Source organism: Streptosporangium sp. OZ121, assembly GCF_051918885.1.
Taxonomy (GTDB): Bacteria; Actinomycetota; Actinomycetes; order Streptosporangiales; family Streptosporangiaceae; genus Streptosporangium.
On the sequence record NZ_JBPXMC010000011.1, the window covers coordinates 207,551 to 225,240 of the forward strand.

The 17,690-nt window shown below is 70.0% G+C and carries 18 protein-coding genes; 8 read left to right on the plus strand and 10 right to left on the minus strand.

Annotated features, from left to right (window positions below; genetic code table 11):
- Positions 1-50: 50 nt before the first annotated feature.
- Positions 51-908, minus strand: a complete 858-nt coding sequence (locus ACTOQ1_RS21645; protein ID WP_440069705.1) for a DUF72 domain-containing protein — start codon at positions 906-908, stop codon at positions 51-53.
- A gap of 155 nt (positions 909-1,063) precedes the next feature.
- Here ACTOQ1_RS21645 and ACTOQ1_RS21650 point away from each other — a divergent pair, with 155 nt between their 5' ends.
- The gene (locus ACTOQ1_RS21650; protein WP_440069707.1) at positions 1,064-2,014 is read left to right on the plus strand and encodes a superoxide dismutase; all 951 of its coding nucleotides are present in this window, start codon (positions 1,064-1,066) and stop codon (positions 2,012-2,014) included.
- 192 nt (positions 2,015-2,206) lie between these two features.
- On the opposite strand, the gene ACTOQ1_RS21655 is transcribed toward ACTOQ1_RS21650, so the two are convergent.
- The 4 genes from ACTOQ1_RS21655 to ACTOQ1_RS21670 all read right to left on the minus strand — a co-directional run bounded on the left by ACTOQ1_RS21655 (position 2,207) and on the right by ACTOQ1_RS21670 (position 5,706).
- Positions 2,207-2,767, minus strand: a complete 561-nt coding sequence (locus tag ACTOQ1_RS21655) for a cysteine hydrolase family protein (protein WP_440069708.1) — start codon at positions 2,765-2,767, stop codon at positions 2,207-2,209.
- 136 nt (positions 2,768-2,903) lie between these two features.
- On the minus strand, positions 2,904-3,497 hold the full coding sequence (locus ACTOQ1_RS21660) for a hypothetical protein (protein ID WP_440069710.1): 594 nt from the start codon (positions 3,495-3,497) through the stop codon (positions 2,904-2,906).
- Positions 3,494-4,954 (minus strand): ATP-binding protein, encoded by a 1,461-nt coding sequence (locus ACTOQ1_RS21665; RefSeq protein WP_440069712.1) that lies wholly within the window; start codon positions 4,952-4,954, stop codon positions 3,494-3,496. Before ACTOQ1_RS21665 ends, ACTOQ1_RS21660 begins: the two co-directional genes overlap by 4 nt.
- A gap of 44 nt (positions 4,955-4,998) precedes the next feature.
- A complete protein-coding gene (locus ACTOQ1_RS21670; protein WP_440069786.1) occupies positions 4,999-5,706 on the minus strand; it encodes a response regulator in 708 nt (235 codons plus the stop codon).
- Between the two features lie 188 nt (positions 5,707-5,894).
- Between ACTOQ1_RS21670 and ACTOQ1_RS21675 the strand changes: the two genes are divergently transcribed.
- From ACTOQ1_RS21675 to ACTOQ1_RS21685, 3 genes are all read left to right on the plus strand, one after another.
- Positions 5,895-6,266, plus strand: a complete 372-nt coding sequence (locus ACTOQ1_RS21675; RefSeq protein ID WP_440069714.1) for a hypothetical protein — start codon at positions 5,895-5,897, stop codon at positions 6,264-6,266.
- Position 6,267: 1 nt separating this feature from the next.
- Entirely contained in the window at positions 6,268-6,966 is a 699-nt protein-coding gene (locus tag ACTOQ1_RS21680) for a class F sortase (protein ID WP_440069716.1), read from the plus strand.
- Positions 6,967-7,164: 198 nt separating this feature from the next.
- Positions 7,165-7,662, plus strand: a complete 498-nt coding sequence (locus ACTOQ1_RS21685) for a DUF1203 domain-containing protein (protein WP_440069718.1) — start codon at positions 7,165-7,167, stop codon at positions 7,660-7,662.
- A gap of 12 nt (positions 7,663-7,674) precedes the next feature.
- On the opposite strand, the gene ACTOQ1_RS21690 is transcribed toward ACTOQ1_RS21685, so the two are convergent.
- Positions 7,675-8,349 (minus strand): response regulator transcription factor, encoded by a 675-nt coding sequence (locus tag ACTOQ1_RS21690; RefSeq protein ID WP_440069720.1) that lies wholly within the window; start codon positions 8,347-8,349, stop codon positions 7,675-7,677.
- A complete protein-coding gene (locus tag ACTOQ1_RS21695; RefSeq protein WP_440069722.1) occupies positions 8,346-9,533 on the minus strand; it encodes a sensor histidine kinase in 1,188 nt (395 codons plus the stop codon). The genes ACTOQ1_RS21690 and ACTOQ1_RS21695 overlap by 4 nt, the downstream gene beginning before the upstream one ends.
- Positions 9,534-9,643: 110 nt before the next feature.
- Between ACTOQ1_RS21695 and ACTOQ1_RS21700 the strand changes: the two genes are divergently transcribed.
- Positions 9,644-11,221, plus strand: a complete 1,578-nt coding sequence (locus ACTOQ1_RS21700; RefSeq protein WP_440069723.1) for a hypothetical protein — start codon at positions 9,644-9,646, stop codon at positions 11,219-11,221.
- A 109-nt stretch (positions 11,222-11,330) separates the two neighbouring features.
- Here ACTOQ1_RS21700 and ACTOQ1_RS21705 read toward each other — a convergent pair whose 3' ends face one another.
- Positions 11,331-12,578: an MFS transporter gene (locus ACTOQ1_RS21705; protein WP_440069725.1), complete on the minus strand. Its 1,248-nt coding sequence runs from the start codon at positions 12,576-12,578 to the stop codon at positions 11,331-11,333.
- Positions 12,579-13,102: 524 nt separating this feature from the next.
- On the opposite strand from ACTOQ1_RS21705, the gene ACTOQ1_RS21710 reads away from it, so the two are divergent.
- Positions 13,103-13,510, plus strand: a complete 408-nt coding sequence (locus tag ACTOQ1_RS21710; protein ID WP_440069727.1) for a VOC family protein — start codon at positions 13,103-13,105, stop codon at positions 13,508-13,510.
- 2 nt (positions 13,511-13,512) lie between these two features.
- On the opposite strand, the gene ACTOQ1_RS21715 is transcribed toward ACTOQ1_RS21710, so the two are convergent.
- Positions 13,513-14,136, minus strand: coding sequence for a DJ-1/PfpI family protein (locus tag ACTOQ1_RS21715; RefSeq protein ID WP_440069729.1), 624 nt, complete (start codon positions 14,134-14,136; stop codon positions 13,513-13,515).
- A 1-nt stretch (position 14,137) separates the two neighbouring features.
- Positions 14,138-15,106 (minus strand): GlxA family transcriptional regulator, encoded by a 969-nt coding sequence (locus tag ACTOQ1_RS21720; protein ID WP_440069731.1) that lies wholly within the window; start codon positions 15,104-15,106, stop codon positions 14,138-14,140.
- Positions 15,107-15,784: 678 nt separating this feature from the next.
- Between ACTOQ1_RS21720 and ACTOQ1_RS21725 the strand changes: the two genes are divergently transcribed.
- Both ACTOQ1_RS21725 and cyaB read left to right on the plus strand, forming a co-directional pair.
- Positions 15,785-17,038 (plus strand): class I SAM-dependent methyltransferase, encoded by a 1,254-nt coding sequence (locus tag ACTOQ1_RS21725; RefSeq protein WP_440069733.1) that lies wholly within the window; start codon positions 15,785-15,787, stop codon positions 17,036-17,038.
- 27 nt (positions 17,039-17,065) lie between these two features.
- Positions 17,066-17,623, plus strand: a complete 558-nt coding sequence (gene cyaB / locus ACTOQ1_RS21730; protein ID WP_440069735.1) for a class IV adenylate cyclase — start codon at positions 17,066-17,068, stop codon at positions 17,621-17,623.
- Positions 17,624-17,690: the final 67 nt, after the last annotated feature.

A 17,690-nucleotide genomic window follows, 5' to 3' on the forward strand; every position in this document is an offset into this window, starting at 1 on the left:
CCTCCCGCGGCGGGAGGCCCGGCCGTCAGAAGCGGCGGAGGGCCCGGCGGTCAGAAGAGGGTCAGCGGCTCGACGGGCACGGGCTCGGGGAGCGGCTCGACCCCGGGCAGCAGGGCTCGTACGTCGTCGTGGAAGCGACGGGCGAGCGCCGGCGCCTCGGCGTTGTCGGGGGTGTGGACGAACACGGTCGGCGAGCGGCCCTCGCGCAGCCACCCGGCGACCGTGCCGACCCAGTCCCGCCAGCCCTCGATCGTGCTCGCCGTGTCGTCCCGGCCGAGGTAGCGGACGATCGGGCGGTCGGTGAGAGCGACCGACCTGCGCGGCATGCGCGGCTTCTTCGACCACGCCTCCCGTTCGGCGTCGCTGGTCGGAGGGCTCCGGAAGAGAGTGGTGGTGTCGAAGGGCACCCACTCGGCGCCGGCGCCGGCGCCGGCGAGAACCCCTTCCAGAAGCCGTACGGATCGCGCGTCGTCGAAGAACGCGCGGTGGCGGACTTCGACGGCGTACCTGTGCGAGCGGGGAAGCCCGCGGAGAAAGCCGGCCAGGGTACCGAGGTCGGCCGGGGCGAATGATCCCGGCAACTGGATCCAGAGGGTCTGGGCTCGCGGCCCGAGCGGTTCGATCGCCTCCAGGAACGATCGAACCTCCTCGTCGACGCCGGTGAGGCGCCTCTCGTGGGTGATCGTCCTGGGCAGCTTGACCACCAGGCGGAAGTCGGGGCCGGTCTGCCGCGCCCACGACTCCACCGTGCTCCTCGCCGGTGTCGCGTAGAACGTCGTGTTGCCCTCCACCGCGTTGCACCAGGTCGCGTAGGACCGCAGGCGCTCCCCGGGAGGGAGCGGATGGGGCAGGAAACGTCCCTGCCATGACGCGAGAGACCACATCGCGCATCCCACATGAAGCCGCATGGTCTCGACGCTATCCAACGACGGCAGGGACGTCGTCCGGGCGGGCCCGCTTTACGGGAGCGCTACAGCCGGGCGTCATACGTTAGATCCATTACCCAAGCGGGCATTTGGGTAGACCATCGCACTCGCGACAGATGGGATGTTCCTTAATGAAGGTGGCATTTCTCCTGGCAGGGTTCCTCACCGTGCTCATGGCGGCCCCGGCCGCGGCGGCCGGGGCCGGATCCAGGGCCGACGCGTCCACGACCTCCGCCTCTTCCGAGAAGCCGGCCTATCCCGCCGAGTTCCCCCTCCCGGACGGTTTCCAGCCGGAGGGGATCGCCATCGGCCCGGGAGCGGCCGCGTACTTCGGCTCGCGCGCGACCGGCGCGATCTACCGGGCCGACCTGCGCACGGGCAGGGGCCGGATCATCGATCCGGGTCCGGGCACCCCGTCGCTCGGCCTCAAGACCGACGCGCGCGGCAGGCTGTTCGTCGCCGGCGGCACGGGCGGCGACGCCCGCGTGATCGACACCCGGAACGGCAAGGTGCTCGCGAGCTACCGGCTCGCCACCGGCACCGCGTTCGTCAACGACGTCGTGCTCACCCGCGACGCGGCGTACTTCACCGACTCGACCAACCCCGTGCTGTACAAGCTGCCGTTCGGGCGTGGGGGAGCACTGCCGGACGAGGCGGTGAAGGTGCCGCTGAGCGGGGACATCGTCTACACGACCGGCATCAACGCCAACGGCATCGCCCAGACCCCCGACCGCAGGGCCCTGCTCGTCGTCCAGTCCAACACCGGCGGGCTGTTCCGCGTCGACCCCTCGACCGGCGTGGCCACCCTGGTGAACATCGGCGCAGAGTCCCTGGTCAACGGTGACGGCCTGCTGCTGGAGGGCCGCACCCTGCACGTCGTGCAGAACCGCCTGAACACCCTGACGTCCCTCTCCCTGGACCGCGACGCCACCTCAGGGAAGGTGATCCGCAAGCTCTCGGACGGCCGCTTCGACGTCCCCACCACCGTCGCCTCCTTCCGCGACCGCCTCTATCTCCCCAACGCCCGCTTCGCCACGACCCCCACCCCGACCACTCCGTACAACGTGGTGGCCGTCGAGCGTCACTGATCGTTCTCTCACGGCCGGCCACCGCCGGCCCTCTCGACACGAACCGGCCCTCTCGACACGAGGCGGGGCGGGTGGGAGCGGGACGACGAGCCGTACCCGCTCCCACCCGCGCACACGGTCCGCGGTGATCCACACCCGGCGACCTGGGTCCGGTGCCCGTCCCCGGGTGCCGCCGTCCGTGTCACACAGGTCTCAGGACGTGCCGCCGAAGTCGACGTCCTTGGCCTCGACCGTCCCGGCCGTCCGTCCCGGCGCCGTCTGGTAGGTCCAGTACAGGTTCGTGTGCGCGATGACCTGGTCCGGCGGCGGCGCCCCCCACTCCGTCTGATCCTCCGTCGTGTGGGCGTCGCTGACGAGGGTCACGTCGTATCCCCTGACGAACGCGCCGTGGATCGTCGAGCGGACGCACTCGTCGGTCTGCGCGCCGGCGACGACGAGCCGCCCGGCGCCGAGGCCCGACAGCACGGTCTCCAGGGTGGTGTCCTCGAAGGAGTCGCTGTAGTGCTTCTCGACGAGCGGCTCGGCGTCGTCCGGAGCCAGCTCGGGGACGATCCGCCAGTCGTCGCTCCCCCTGGCGAGCCGCTCGTCCGAGTGCTGGACCCAGACGACGGGGACCCGCTCCCGACGCGCTCTCTCGACAAGGCCGCCGATGTTCGCGACGACCACGTCGCGCCGGTGGGTCCCCTCGACGACACCGTTCTGCACGTCGACGACGAGGAGCGCGGTGTGCGGCCGGTTCTCGAGTGTGGTCATGGTCTTCCCTCGCTCGCGCCGGAATCCTGTGCCCGCCCACGGTAGGCACACCTACCGACAGAAAATCCTCTCCCCGGCCGCCGGAGCGGCCCCGTCACTCCGGCGTTGTCACCCCGGCTGCGTCACCCCGGCTGCGTCACCCCGGTGCCCGGGGGAACTCCGAGCACCGGAAGGAGCCGAACCGCTCGGCCTTGCCGCGCTGGATGACGACGGTGACGGCGTCGGGGTCGATGTTCGACCGCGCGGCCAGGGCGCTCGCGGCGGTGCAGGTGAGCTGTCCCAGCCACAGGTCCCGGGAGAGCTGCCTGGCCGGCGCCCTCTCCTGGGGCTCCTGGGGAGGGGCGGGGCTGGGGACGGGGCTGGGAGCGGTAAGGGAGATGTGGACCTTCGCCGCCTCCGAGGTGACCTTGCCCAGCGTGTCCGTGCCGGGAGCGAGCTCGGTGCGCAGCCCCCGCCGCTGCTCCGCGGAGCTGGGCCCTTTCACCAGCAGCTCCAGCGTCTCCTTCAGCGGGGGCCAAGGCAGGGGGCGGCTCACGGCCCGCAGCCGTTCGCCCGACACGAAGTAGAGCCGGGTGCTGGGCTGGAACCCGACGGCGGGTTCGCCCCCGTCCATCACACCGGTCGGGCCGATGCCGCAGCCGGCCACCAGAGAGGCAACCGCCAGCAGGCACGCCACCGCATGCGCCATCCTGCACGCCACCACGTGCGCCACCGCCCCCCGCGCGCTCATCCCGGCTCCGGGCGACGTGACGGGGACGTCCCCGGCCGGTCGGGCGAGGGCACCGGGTGGCGGGGAAGGGTGAGGCTGAACAGGGCGCCGCCCCCCGGCGGGTTGGCCACGTCGATCGAACCGCCGTGCAGGCGCGCGTTCTCCAGGGCGATGGCCAGGCCGAGCCCGCTTCCGTCCGACCTCGTCCGTGCCGCGTCGGCCTTGGAGAAGCGGTCGAAGACGTGCGGGAGAACGTCCGGGTCCACCCCCTCGCCCGAGTCCCTGACCTCGATGACGATGCGGCCCGTGTCCTGCGGGCCCTCCGCGCGCAGCCGTACGGTGACCGGAGGAGCGCCGTGCCGGAGGGCGTTGCCGACGAGGTTCGCCGTGATCACATCGAACCGGCGGGGGTCCATCCGGATCCGCACGCCGGGGGGCAGGTCCAGGGCGACCCGGGCGGTCCAGCCGCGGGTGCGCAGGCAGGCCCGGACGGCGTCCGCCACGTCGACGTCGTCCAGGATGAGCCGCGCCGCCCCCGCGTCGAACCGGGAGATCTCCATGAGGTCCTCGACGAGCCGGACCAGCCTGCCCACCTCGAGGTTCATCAGCCGGGCGGCCTGGGCCAGATCTCCTTCGAGGCGGCCGGCCTCCTCCTCGAACATGTCCGCCATCGCCAGGATGGACGCCAGCGGGGTGCGCAACTCGTGGGACACGTCGGCGACGAACCGGCGGGCCCTCACCTCCATCTCGCGCAGTTCGGACACGTTGGCCTCCAGGGCGGCGGCCGTGGCGTTGAAGGTCTTCACCAGCCGGGCCAGCTCGTCACCCCCGCTCACCTTCAGCCGCGTGTCCAGCTCGCCCGCTCCGAGCCTGCGCGCGGCCCGGTCGAGGTCGCGCACCGGGCGCAGCACGCCCCCGGCCGCCAGCAGGGCGGACAGCACCGCCAGCGCCACGACCGGGAGCACGCCGTTCCGCGCGGCGGCGACCAGCGCGTCCTCGTCCGCCGCCTCCTTGCCGAGCGGGGTCACGAGGTAGGCCTCCACCCCGGAGGGGGTCCGCTGCCGGCCCAGCAGCACGGGCGTACCCACGACGAGATAGGGGGTGCCCGCGGAGACGACGCGCTGGTAGGCCAGCCGGTGCCGTCCGGCGACGCTGCGGCGCAGCGCGGGCGTGATCGGGCCGGTGCCGTCCCCGGAGGCGATCAGGCCCGAATTCCCGTAGACGGCGGCGCCGGTCGCCTCCAGGAACGCGGGCGCCACGCCGTTGGCGAGCTGTTGCAGGGCGGCGCGGTCGGGAGGGTGCGGCATGTTCTCGGTGAGGGTCGCGACGCGCAGCCGGAACTCGTTGACCACCGACCATTCCGTCCGCTTCAGCATGAGGTCGCTCGCCTGGCGGTAGACCAGTCCGGCGGCGGTCAGCGCGCTCAGCCCGCCGAGCAGCACGAAGACGACCACCAGCCGGGCCCGGAGCCCGCGCACCCCGAACGGCAGCCGCGGCCTCCGTCCCTCTCCGGCGGCGGACGTCACAGAGGGCCGAACCGGTACCCGAAGCCGCGCACGGTCTGGATGTACCGGGGCTTCGACGGAACGTCCTCGATCTTCGTACGCAGGCGCTGCACGCACGCGTCGACCAGCCGCGAGTCGCCCAGGAAGTCGAGGTCCCAGACCGACTCCAGGAGCTGCTGGCGGCTGAACACCTGCCCGGCCGCCGACGACAGCTCCAGCAGCAGCCGCAGTTCCAGCGGCGGCAGCACGAGCGGGACACCGGCCCTGGACACGGTGAGCGAACCGCGGTCGATCACCAGTTCGCCGTGCTCCTCCCGCCCGGTCCCGGCCCCGGCTCCGGCCTCTGCCCCCGCCCCCGTGGCCGGGCCTCCGCGCCGCAGCACCGCGCGGATCCGCGCCTCCAGCACGCGCGGCCGTATCGGTTTGACCACGTAGTCGTCGGCACCCGCCTCCAGCCCGCTGACGACATCGAGATCGTCACCGCGGGCCGTGAGCATGACGATGGGCGTGGGACCCCCCGCCCGGATCCGGCGGCACACCTCGAAGCCGTCCAGGCCGGGAAGCATCAGGTCGAGCACGACGATGTCCGCGGGCGTGACCCGCAGCCGCCGCAGCCCCTCCTCGCCCGTGCCCGCGGCGTCCACCTCGTGCCCGTGACGGCTGAGCGAGAGGCGCAGCCCCTCCCGCACGGACGGGTCGTCCTCGATCAGCATCACTCTGGCCACCGTCCCAGTATCCGCCGTGGTCAGCACGTCCTTTAACGATGAGGACATTCATTACACACTCATGACATTCCGGTCATGGCTGGCTGATATCGCGCTGCCAGCATCGGTACCGCTCCCCCCGAAGACTTCTTGAGCGCGAGCGGTGCGCGTCGCCGGAGCATTCCGGTGCGGCCGCCCTAGGAGGATGTATGCGATTCGCTCGTAGTGCCCTGGCCGTGGCGGGACTCGCCGTCGCCATGCTGAACGTCACCGGGCCGGCCCTGGCGGACACGAAACCCAGTCCCGTACCGGCACCGCGCTCCAGCTCCGCGCCGGCAGAGGCACCGGAAGCAGCGCAGGAAGCGGCGCCGGCAGAGGCACCGGCACAGGCACCGGCACAGGCCGATCCCGCCCGGGAGGAGCCCCGCCCGGTGCCCGAGGGCGCCCCCGAGACCGGCGGCGGCCCCGGCGGGAGCGCGCTCGTACCGGCCGGCCTCGTACCGGTCGGCGGAGCCCTTCTCCTCGCGGGGGCGGGGACGGGCCTGCTGGCGCTGCGCCGCCGTAAGCACGCCCAGGCCTGAGATGCCGCGTGCGACAGGGAGCGGCCGCCGGGCTCTCGGCCTGGCGGCCGCCGCCGTCACCGTGACCGGCGCCGTGCTCGTGGGCGGCGGCCTCCTGCCGCAAAAGGCCCCTCCGGCCCCGCCCTCCGTCCAGGCGTCGGGGGCCGGCTCCCCGTCGCGGGTGCCGGAGGCGAGCCGTCCGTCCCCCGGGCGAACGCCGGAGGCGGATCTCCCGCGGGCCGGGGCGCTCTCCCCGGCCGCTCCCGCCCTCGCCCGGTCCGAACCGCGCCGCCTGGACGTGCCGAGGATCGGTGTGCACGTCCCCCTCTCCCGGCTCGGTCTCAACGCCGACGGCACCGTGCAGGTGCCACCGGTGGACCGGCCCGAGCAGGCCGGCTGGTACGCGCGCGGCTACACGCCCGGCGAGCGCGGGGCGTCCGTGATCCTCGGGCACGTCGACGGCGGGGGACGCGAGGGCGTCTTCCACGAGCTGGGGCGGATGCGCCGGGGCGACACCGTCTCCGTCACCCGCGCGGACGGCTCGGTCGCCACCTTCGTGGTGCAGTCGGTGGAACAGGTCCCCAAGAGCCGCTTTCCCTCGCAGCGCGTGTACGGCCCGCTCGACCACGCGGGCCTGCGCCTGGTCACCTGCGGCGGCGGCTTCGACCGGCGGACCGGCCACTACACGGCCAACGTCATCGTCTACGCGCGTCTCGCCTGAACCCCAGGTACCCGGGCACCCCCGCCCAGTGCCGAAGAGCCGCGGCGTTCCGAGGAGCCCGCCGTCACGATGGTCGCCGTGAGTGCTCCCGGCCGCCGCGGACCGGCGCCCGAGGAAACCGGGGATGGCATCGTCCACGCCCACAACCAGGGCCGATTTCCGCCAGCGCGTCGGGGCCGCGCGGCCGAGCATGGATCCATGAGCACTCTCCGCGCATTCGCCATCGAGGCCGAGGTCGCCGCCGAGCTACGCGTCCGCGACGACGCCGGGCGTCCGCCCCGCATGGTCACCGACACCGAGGGGGGCTCCCCGCTGCGATGCTGCCTGCGCCGTAGCCTCCCGGGAGAGCGACTCGCCCTGCTCGCGTACGCGCCGCTGCGCCGGTGGGGGGCGCGGACCGGGGGCGACCCCGGCCCGTACGAGGAACTGGGCCCGGTGTTCGTGCACGCCGAGCCGTGCGAGGGGCCCGGCGGGACGGGCTTCCCCGTCGACATGTGCGGTGAGCGGCGGGTCTTCCGCGCCTACGACGCCGACGGCGACATCCTCGGCGGACGGCTGGTGGACGGGTACGCCAGCCGCGACGCCACCGCGGCGGAGACCATCCTGGCGGAGCAGTTCGCGGACCCCGACGTGGCACTGGTACACGTTCGGGCGGTGGAGTTCGGCTGCTTCCTGTTCGAGGTGCGCCGCGCCTGACCCCCCCCGGTGCTACGCCTCGGCGGCGGGATCGGCGATGCGGTACCCCACCCCGGGTGTCGTCGTGATGATCGACGGGCTCCCCAGTTTGCGGCGCAGCCTCCCGATGGTCACGGTGACGGTGTTGGTGAACGGGTCGGCGTTCTCGTCCCAGACCTGCTCCAGGAGGTCCTCGGTGCTCAGGAAGCCGGGGCCGGCGCGCAGCAGGGCTTCGAGGAGCGCGAACTCCTTGACCGAGAGGTCGAGCCGCCGGTTGTCGCGGGTGGCCGTGCGGCGTACCGGGTCGAGCTCGATCCCGGCCGCGCGCAGTGTCCGCGCGCGGGCGAACGGCCGGCGCCGGGCCAGGGCGTGGAGGCGCAGGACCAGTTCGGGAAAGTGGAAGGGCTTGGCGAGGTAGTCGTCGGCTCCCAGGGTGAGGCCGCTGACCCGGTCACCCGGAGAGCCGGCCGCGGTCAGCATCAGGACCATCGCGCGGTCGTCCCGTTCGGTGATCATCTGGCAGAGGACGTCGCCGTGGATCCCGGGCACGTCGCGGTCGAGGACCACCACGTCGTACGCGTTGAGATCGAGCTTCGCCGCGGCGGCCAGGCCGTCGTGGGCGACGTCGACGGCCATGCCCTGATCCCGTAGCCCCTCGGCCAGGATCTCGGCGAGCGGGCGCGCGTCCTCCACCACCAGGATCCTCACGTGGCGACGCCTTCCGGTGCGGGCGCCGGCGGCAGCGCCACGGTGACGCGCAGGCCGCCTTCCGGCCGGGCGTGCAGGGCCAGGTCACCGTCGTGCGCGCCGACGACGGCCGCGACGATCGACAGGCCGAGGCCGGCGCCGGTCCCGGAGCCGGTCCGGTCGGCGGCGAGCCGCCGGAAGGGTTCGGTGAGCCGGGCGACCTGCTCCGGGTCGAGTACCGGCCCGTCCGTCTCCACGACCAGCCGCGCACCGTCGTCCCCGGTCACGGTCGCGAGCCGGATCGAGCCACCGCGCCGGTTGTGGACGACCGCGTTGTCGATCACGTTGTTCACCATGCGGGACAGCAGGGGCGGGCTGCCCCGGGTCCACGCGGCGTCCTGGACGTGCGCCTCGACGGTCAGCCCCCTCTCCGCGATGTCCGCCGCGCGGGCGGCCAGCGATTCGGACACCAGGGTGCCGAGCGCGACCGGGACGCGGCCGTGGAGCTCGCCGTGCTGTGCGCGGGCGAGGTCGAGAAAGCCCTCCAGAAGGCTGTCGACCCGGTCGAGTTCGGTGCGCAGCCGGTCGGCGAGCGCCAGCGTCTGCGCCGGTACCGGCACCGGCTTGGCCACGGCCACGTCCAGCGACGCCCTCATGGTCGTCAGCGGTGTCCGCAGCTCGTGGGAGGCGTTGGCGACGAACCGGCGCTGGGCGGCGAAGGACGCCTCCAGGCGTTCCAGCAGCCCGTCGATGGTGTCCGCGAGGTCCTTGACCTCGTCGGCGGGGCCCGGCACGGCCAGCCGCTCGTGCAGGTTCTCGGCCGAGATCCGCCGTGTCGCCGCGGTGATCGTCCGCAGGGGGCGCAGCACCCGGCCGGCCACGGCCCTGCCCAGCAGGAACGAGATCACCGCCATCACGACCAGCGCGATCACCGAGCCCACCAGGAGCCGGTGCGACTGGATCGCCTGGACGTCCGAGAGCTGCGCCTCGAGCTGGTGGACGCGCTCCTGGGCGCGGTCGAGGCCCGGTCGCGGGACGGGAGGGGTCTGGCCGGGCACCGGCTGGGTCACGCTGCTCGCGCCGGCCAGCAGGTTGGTGAGGGCCAGCAGCCCCAGGCCGGAGAGGAGGAACAGGACGGCGTACAGAATGGTGAAACGCTGCCGTACCGTCCGCCTCGGTGGTGCGGAGCCTCGCGGCTTGCTCATCGAGCCTCTCCCGTTCGCGTGCGGACCTCCAGGATGGGATGCCCGGCCTAACAGCGGCGTGACAGGGGTGGTTCGGGCCATGTTAGGGCCGGATCCGTAGAACCGGCCGCATGCGAGAAAACCACGAGGACACCGCCGAACCATCCTTGACCGCCCATGCGCGCCAGGAGTGGGCGAGGTTCCGCACCCGGGGCCGGATGATCGCCATGGCGGCCACGATCCTCGTCACCATCCTGCTCGGACTGCTCCACGCGATCGCTCTCGGCGGCGGCACCCACTGCAGCGAGGGCCCGGTGGAGGTCCCCTGTCCCACCGATCCGGTCGGGCCGCACGGCCGGCCGGTGAGCGACACGTTCTACTTCGTGCACCGGCCCCTGGTCGAGAACGGCGGCATCACCGTCCGCGTGACGTCCATGACCGGCGTCATCACCTATCCGCCGCCCGGCCACGACGAGATCGTCCCCGGCCTCGTGCCCTGGGCGAAGGCCGGAATCATCATCAAGGACGGCGTCGCGCAGGGTTCCCCCTACGCGGCGCTGATGCTCACGGGCGCGCACGGCGTGCGGATGCAGCACGACTACGTCCACGACACGGCCGGCCGCGCGGGCGGCGTCTCGGCGGGGACACCGCGCTGGCTGCGCCTGACCCGCTCCGGCGACACCATCACCGGCCACGAGTCGGCCGACGGCACGCGATGGGCGAAGGTCGGCACCGCCCGCCTCGCCGCGCTGCCCGAGACGGTACGGGTCGGGTTCTTCGTCGCGTCCCCGGGTGACCTGACGCTCAGACCGGTCGCCCTGGGCGCGAGCCTCCCGGAGTCGCGCTTCACCCAGGCCACCGCCACCTTCGACCACGTCAGCGTGGAGGGCGGCGCGTCCGGCGGCGAATGGAACCACGGCAGCGTGGGCGAGATGGGACACACCGACTGGGAGAAGTACCACCGGGCGGCCGGGCTCGTCGAGTCGAACGGCGCGTTCACCGTCACCGGAACCGGCGACATCGGGCCGAGCGGCCCCCATGGCGGTCACCCCGTGGAGAGCGGCCTCGTCGGCCTCGTCATCGGCCTGATCATCGTGCTCGTGGTGGCCGTGCGATTCGTGACCGTCGAGTACCGGCCGGGCGTGGCCGGCGGCGCGCCACTCACCGGCCGGACGCTGGCGGCGAAGGCCCTCGTGATCGGCGCGGTCACCTTCCTGGCCGGACTGGTCTCCGCGGCGGTCGTGGTGACGGCCGGCCCGGCCGTCCTGCGGGCCAACGGCCTCGGTGTCATCCCGGCGTCGGCCCTCACGGGACTGCGGGTCGCAACCGGTGTCGCGGCGCTGCTCGCGATCGCCGCCGTCCTCGCGCTCGCCCTCGGCGCGCTGTTGCGGCGAACCTGGGCGGCGATCCTCGTCGCGATCTCGGCGGTCGTCCTCCCGTACCTTCTGGCGGTCCTGCCGCTCCTGCCCGACGACACGGCCAGGTGGCTGCTGCGCCTCACACCCGCCGCCGGTTTCGCCGTCCAGCAGAGCATCCACGAGTATCCGCAGGTGGTCGCCCATTACGCTCCGTCGGCGGGCTACTATCCCCTCGCCTGGTGGGCCGGGCTCGCCGTGCTCTGCGGCTACGCCGCGGCCGTCCTCGCCCTGGCCGGCCTCCGGCTACGCCGGAGCGTTCCGGCGGCACGACCGCGACCGCGCTGGAGGTAGCGACCCGCCGGCGGACGAACCCGGCCGGCGGCACCGCCGCGCCGGCCTCCGGGTGCGGGCCGGGGTCCGCGGAGGGGGACGTCCGCGCGGATCCCGGCCCGGCGCCGGGTCAGGCCGGAGCCATCCGGGCGACGATCATCCGCCAGAGAGCGAGCTGCAGCAGGGCGAGGAGCACGGCGGAGGGCATCAGGGTCCAGATCCCGGCGCTCTGTCCGATGGCGCCGGTCAGCCAGGGAAGCGCCGCGCCGCCGAGGACCGACACCCCGTTCATGATGCCGATGGCCGTCGGCACCAGCCGGGTCGTGGTCAGGTCGGGCACCACCGCCATGGCCGTCGGGAAGATGGGCCCGAGAAAGAAGCCGAGCAGGAAGAAACCGGCGGTGGCCACGACCGCTCCCGGCGCCGCCCAGGTGAGCACCGCGCTCGCCGTCACGCCGGCCAGGCAGGCGTAGGTCATGCCGGCCGCGGTCAGCCCCATCCGGGTGGCCACCGGACTGATCAGGAACCGGCCCAGGGTCAGCCCGAGCCAGTAACCGCTGGAGATGTACCCGGCGGTCAGGCCGGTCTGCGCGTGCTCCTCCACCAGGAAGGTGAACCCCCAGTTGCCCACACTGATCTCCAGGCCGACGTACACGGCGAGGAACACCGAGGCCAGCACCACCGCGGGCGAGCGCATGACGGCGGTCAGCAGGCCGCCCCGCTCCGGCTCGGAGTCCTCGGGGACCGTTGGAGGCACCGGGGCGTCAGGATACGGAGACACCGCCTTCACGGAGGGCTCGGCCGTACCGGCACCCGCGGGGGAGCGCCGGGGATAGGCCGTCAGGAAGCCGGCCACCAGCGGCAGGCACGCCACCGCCAGTACCAGCCACACAGCCGTCCACGGCAGGAAGCTCAGCATCCAGGCGGCCGTCAACGGGCCGAGCAGCGCGCCCACCCCGAAGAACGCGTGCAGGCGGTTGAGCAGCGTCGTGGCCGAGGGCAACTCCGCGAGGTAGGCGTTGAGCACCGACTCCAGCACGCCGATGCCGTAGCCGACCAGCAACTGCACCGCCACGAAGGCCACGAACGGCGGGCGGGTGGCCATGTACAGCGTGGCCACCACGTACAGGCCGCCGCCGACGGCGAGGGCCATGCGCGTACCGAGACGTTCGAGCAGCGGGCCCGTGGCGGATCCGGCGAGCATGAACCCGGCGGAGGAGACGAAGAAGGTGATACCGATCGTCGTCATGTCGACGCCGTAGTCGCCGATCAGCGCGGGCAGCAGCACTCCGCCCACACCGGCGTTCAACCCGGCCAGTACGAAGGTCGCGTACGCCAGGACGACCGGCGCCCGCCGCGGGCTGTCGAAGACGGGCACATGCTCTCCAGCGCGGTCGTTCGATGCGGATGGCTTCGGAACCGTCCGGTGACGGCCGCTCGCGTTGAAGCCCGGAGCACAACGCGATCATGGTAACCCGGGGGCGACCTGCAGGCCAGATTCCGAAAAATGACGAAAAATACCGAAGAGCACCGTATCCATCGCCGTGAAATCCGGCATGAGATCAGACCGGATCACGAGCCGAGGTCTGGCACGAACACCACCGCTGTCATCGATCTGGCCCGCGCCACCGCACGACTTCGCCGTGCTCAAAGCCACGAGCTCAACCCTTCGAAATCGGCTGAGCTGGGCTTCGGCTCAGCCGTGAGTGCGATGACGCCCTTCGCCGGGAGCAAGATCAACCGATCTGGCGCGCAGGCGCGTCGTCCTCGATGGCCTCGACCACGTCGAGGGGCGTGAGCTCGCCGATGGACCCGGCCAGGGTGAACCGAGGGCTTGGTGGTCCGCTCCGTAGATTTTTATCCTGTTGCGGTGTCGAAAGGCGGATCTGGGAGCATTGCGAGATGGCGGACCCGCACATGCACATCAAGGACATCGTCATCGACTGTGCCGACCCCGAGCGCCTGGCCACGTTCTGGGGAGCGCTCCTCGGAAGGCCGATCGTGGCGCGCATGGGCCCGTACGTCTGGCTCGAACGTGAGAACGGCCTGGGAATGGGTTTCCAGAAGTCCGGCGAGCCGAAGGCCGGCAAGAACCGGGTTCACTTCGACCTCGCGTCGGCGGACCCGCCGGCGGAACAGCGGCGAGTCGAGTCGCTGGGCGGACGACGGCCGGCGGGATACGAGGAGGGTGGTTTCCTCGTCATGGCCGACCCCGAGGGAAACGAGTTCTGCATCATCCCCGAGGGCCCGTTCGAGCTTGATGACGAAGGGCGTGCCGGCTATCTGGACGACCCCGACCTGTCCCTATGAGATCAACCATCCCTCAGGAAGGAGCGCACCAGCTCAGTGATCTCCGCGGGAGCGGTCTTCGGCGTCCCGGCGTCGAACGGTGGCTCCGGCGCGTACTCCAACCCGAGCTGGATCGCCATGGCCATATCCTCGCCCGCCAGCAAGGACGCGAGGTGGAGCGCCATGTCGATGCCGGCCAGCACGCCGCCCGAAGTTATGATCTTGCCGTCCCTGACGAAGCGCTCGTTGACCGGCCGCGCCCCGAACCGCGCTAGCAGGTCGTGGGCCACCCAGTGAGTGGTCGCCCTGACTCCCCCCAGCAGGCCTGCCGCGCCGAGCGTGAGCGAGCCCACGCACACCGAGGTGGTCCATGTGGTGGTCGGGTGCACCGCCTTCACGTAGCGGATCAACTCCTGATCCGCCGTGCTCCGCTTCACGTCCTTGGTGCCCGGCACCACCAGGACATCGGGTCTGGGCAGGTCGGTGAAGGAGGCGGTGGCGGTCAGCGTGACCCCCTCGTCGGCGATGACGCCCGGCCGCTCGGCCACGAAGGTGACCGTCGCACCGGGAACGTTCCGGAGCACGAAGTACGGTCCCAAGGCGTCCATGGCGTCGTAACCCGCGTACAGGGGGATGGCGATGTGCATGTCAGCTCTCCTTGTCATGGAATCTGCGCCGGTACTCTCCCGGTGAGATCTTGAGGTGGCGGTGAAAGACGCGATGGAGGGTCTCGGGCGTCCCGAGTCCGACCCGGGTGGCGATCCGGTCGAGCGGCTCATCGGTGCTCTCCAGCAGCCGCTTGGCCGCCGCCGCCCGCGCGTGCTCGACATACCGTGCGGGCGGCACACCGACCTCGGTCCTGAACACACGCGAGAAGTGGCGGACGCTCATGTTCACGTGTCCCGCGAGGACCTCCACCGACAGGTCGGCGTTCAGGCTCTCCTCGATCCATCCTTGCAGGTCGCGCAGAGGTTCACGCTTCGGTGTCCGCGCGCTCAGCGGCGTGCTGAACTGGCTCTGTCCGCCCGGTCGCTGCAGGTACACGACCAGCCAGCGAGAGATCTCCCTGGCCAGATCGTGCCCGTGGTCGTGCGCGACGAGGGCGAGGGCGAGGTCGATTCCCGAGGTGACCCCCGCCGAAGTCCACACGTCGCCGTCGCGCACGTAGATACGGTCGGCGTCCACCCGCACGTTCGGATGCTCGCGGGCGAGCATGTCCCCCACCGCCCAGTGAGTGGTCACCCGCCGTCCCTCCAGCAGGTCTGCCTCGGCCAGCAGCAACGTGCCCGCGCAGATGGATCCGATCCGACCTGACTCCCCGGCGAGCCTGCGTACCTCCGGAACCAGTGCCGCCGTGTCGGCGACAGCCGTACGGCCCGGGAGACCGCCGACGACCAGCAGCGTGTCGATCGGGCCTTTCACGTTTCGCAGCGGCGTCTCGACGACCACGGTGACGCCGGACAGGGAGCGCACGGCCCCCGCCTCGGCAGCCGTGACCTCCACCCGGTAGCCGGCACCCGGATTCAGCAGTCCGGCGGCGGAGAAGACATCGGCCGGGCCGGCGAGATCGAGCAACTGGAAGCCGTCGAAAAGCATGATGACGACGCGGTGTGACATGTCGCCATATTTGGTCCTGCGCGGTCATGGCCGCAAGGACACACATCTTGCGGATTCGGCCACAGTGGAGCGCCGCAGGCCTCACCGGGGAAGCCGACCGGCACGCCGAGCCGTCGACGGACTCCTGACACGCGGCCGGGAACCGTCATGCGTGAAACGAAGGATCTCCGCCCGGTCGTCCGGATCGGTTCGACGCGATCCCGCGTCGTCCGTCCCGGCGAATTTCGGGACCGGCCCCGACACCGGCGGAAAAGCTCCGCACTCACGTTCGCGGCGAACCACGAAGGATGTCGGGCGCGGAACCCGAAACCTCTATGCGAGATGTGTGGCGTCGCTCTCTCGTCGCCCAAACGGCTCCCACCCGACCGGGCCGATTCGTACCGACCGATATAGCACTCACACGTTATGGCGCCGGCTGATCAATATCGAGATAATTCAAGCGTGTCCGAAATTGTGAATACCGACAACACGATACGGCAACGCGAGCATTACATGGCGATTCATTGGTATGGACACCGAGCCTCTTCCATGTGTTGTGCGAACGGCGTAGCGTAATCACTCAGGGAGTCCGGATTGAGCTGCATGTGCTGGAAGGCCAGACATACGGTCTGACGCATCGGAGGCCCTGTGCGAGGTTCCGATGCCAACAGGGAACGCGGGATAAAGACAGGGACGAGCATGTCGGTGCTCAGCCAGCAGTACGCAGCTCTTCGAATGATGTACAGCACACTGCCCGTGATCGAACACCGACGGTCTTCCGGAGACCAACCATGTTTTTCTTCCCGTCACAGAGAAGAACACTTCGCGCTTCTCCTGCCGTACGCACCCTCTGGGTCTATTCTTCTTGAGCACTCGCTTCAAGAATGTGAAGAGTTCTGGACTTTGGTGACCGGATCGGTTGACGACGTTTCCGCAGACGATTTCCTGTCCACCGCCATGCGCCTCGCGAAAATTCACGTGGATCCCGTGAATCATCCAGGGGATGTGGAACCCTTCGCTTTTATTGAGGAGACCGTCGAATCCGTCGACGCTACGACGAAACGCTTTGGTGTGGCGTTCCTGGCACGAGTCCGCATCCCTTCGAGCACCTTTGAAGGCTCATCGGAGGCCGCGCTAAGCAGCGTTGCCTTAACCGAGACAAGCCGTATGACGATGACGGAACTCGACACCCAGATTCTCCGTGAGGCGATTGTGCGACTGGCGGAAAAGGCAGACCGGCCTGCACCGTCCTACGATCGGGAGAGTGAGCTTGCAACCCGGTACCGTTGGCGCTTCATCATGCACCACAGTTTCTTCAAGCCGGTGCTGCGAATCGCGTCCAAAATCTTTGGAGAGACTTCCCTGGATGAAGTACAGAAAGAGATAGCATCTCATGCGTTAAGGGAGGCCAACGAATCTTTTCTCGACGTCGCGTGTGGCGAAAACGGCCTTTGTCTAGAACTGGCCGCGATGGACAAGCTGACTCTGATCGTCAGCAACGATGTCGCGTGGCCGCACATCGACCTACTTCGAACGCGACGTGTCGGACCGCCGAGCAGCAGCATTCTATTGTTTACGAATCACGACGCAACGGCACTGCCGTTCGAGAACGGAACTTTTGGTGCTTCTTTATGTAAGAACGCACTGCACCATGTCGATCCGACGAGGGCAGGGAGGCTCGTTCGAGAGGCGGTTCGAGTAGCTCGTCGCGCACTGGTGGTAGAGGTAATGGACCCCGAGTGTGAAAGTAGTTGGGGCAGAGTCAGGCATCTGTACTACCTACGATTCCTCAAAGACGCGGGAATCAAATTCTATTCGCGAAGCGAATTTTCCGACTTAACGGATATTCCGAGCAGACGAGCACTCTATGAGCGTCGGACGGTTAAAGGTGTGTACATGTTTGCACTGTTCGACGGAGCAACAAATTCTATGCAGAGTCCTGGGGACGAATGAGATAAGCCGATGATACAATCCCGCCCCATGAACATGTCCCTCCTAGAGGTGGAGATCCGTTACCAGCTTGCCCCTGAGGATGAGTCGGGCATCGAGCATCGCCTTACGGACTCAGGCTTTGAAGAACGTACGGTCGAGCGTCAAGTCGATACATACTTCACCTCGCGCCACAAGGACTTTATCGAGACAGAGGAGTGTCTGCGAATTCGACAGGAAGGCTCCCGGGAGCTGATTACCTGGAAGCCTCCCAGCACAGATGAGATGAAAACCGCGGACGAGTTCTGGAAGGAGGAAATCGATCTAGATGTTACCGGGAATTCGGACGTCGCCTTCCGGCTTCTGAGCCGCCTCGACTTCGTAAAATACTGTGTTGTCGACAAGACACGCAGGATCTTTGTGAATGACCTAGGGGTAGAAGCAGGGCTTGACCAGGTGGCCGGCGTGGGCGTCTTCCTGGAGCTCGAAGTGAAAACGAGCGACGTAGAGGAGGCGCGGACGCTGCTGCGGTCGACAGCCGAATCGCTGGGGCTGGATCCCAGGATGCTGGTGCGTGTCCCATACCGAGACCTGGTACCGCGGGAATAGCGCCCGCGATCACAGATTGGTTTGAGAGCCGGTCGGGTAAACCGATTTTTTCGGGCGATCGCGCGAC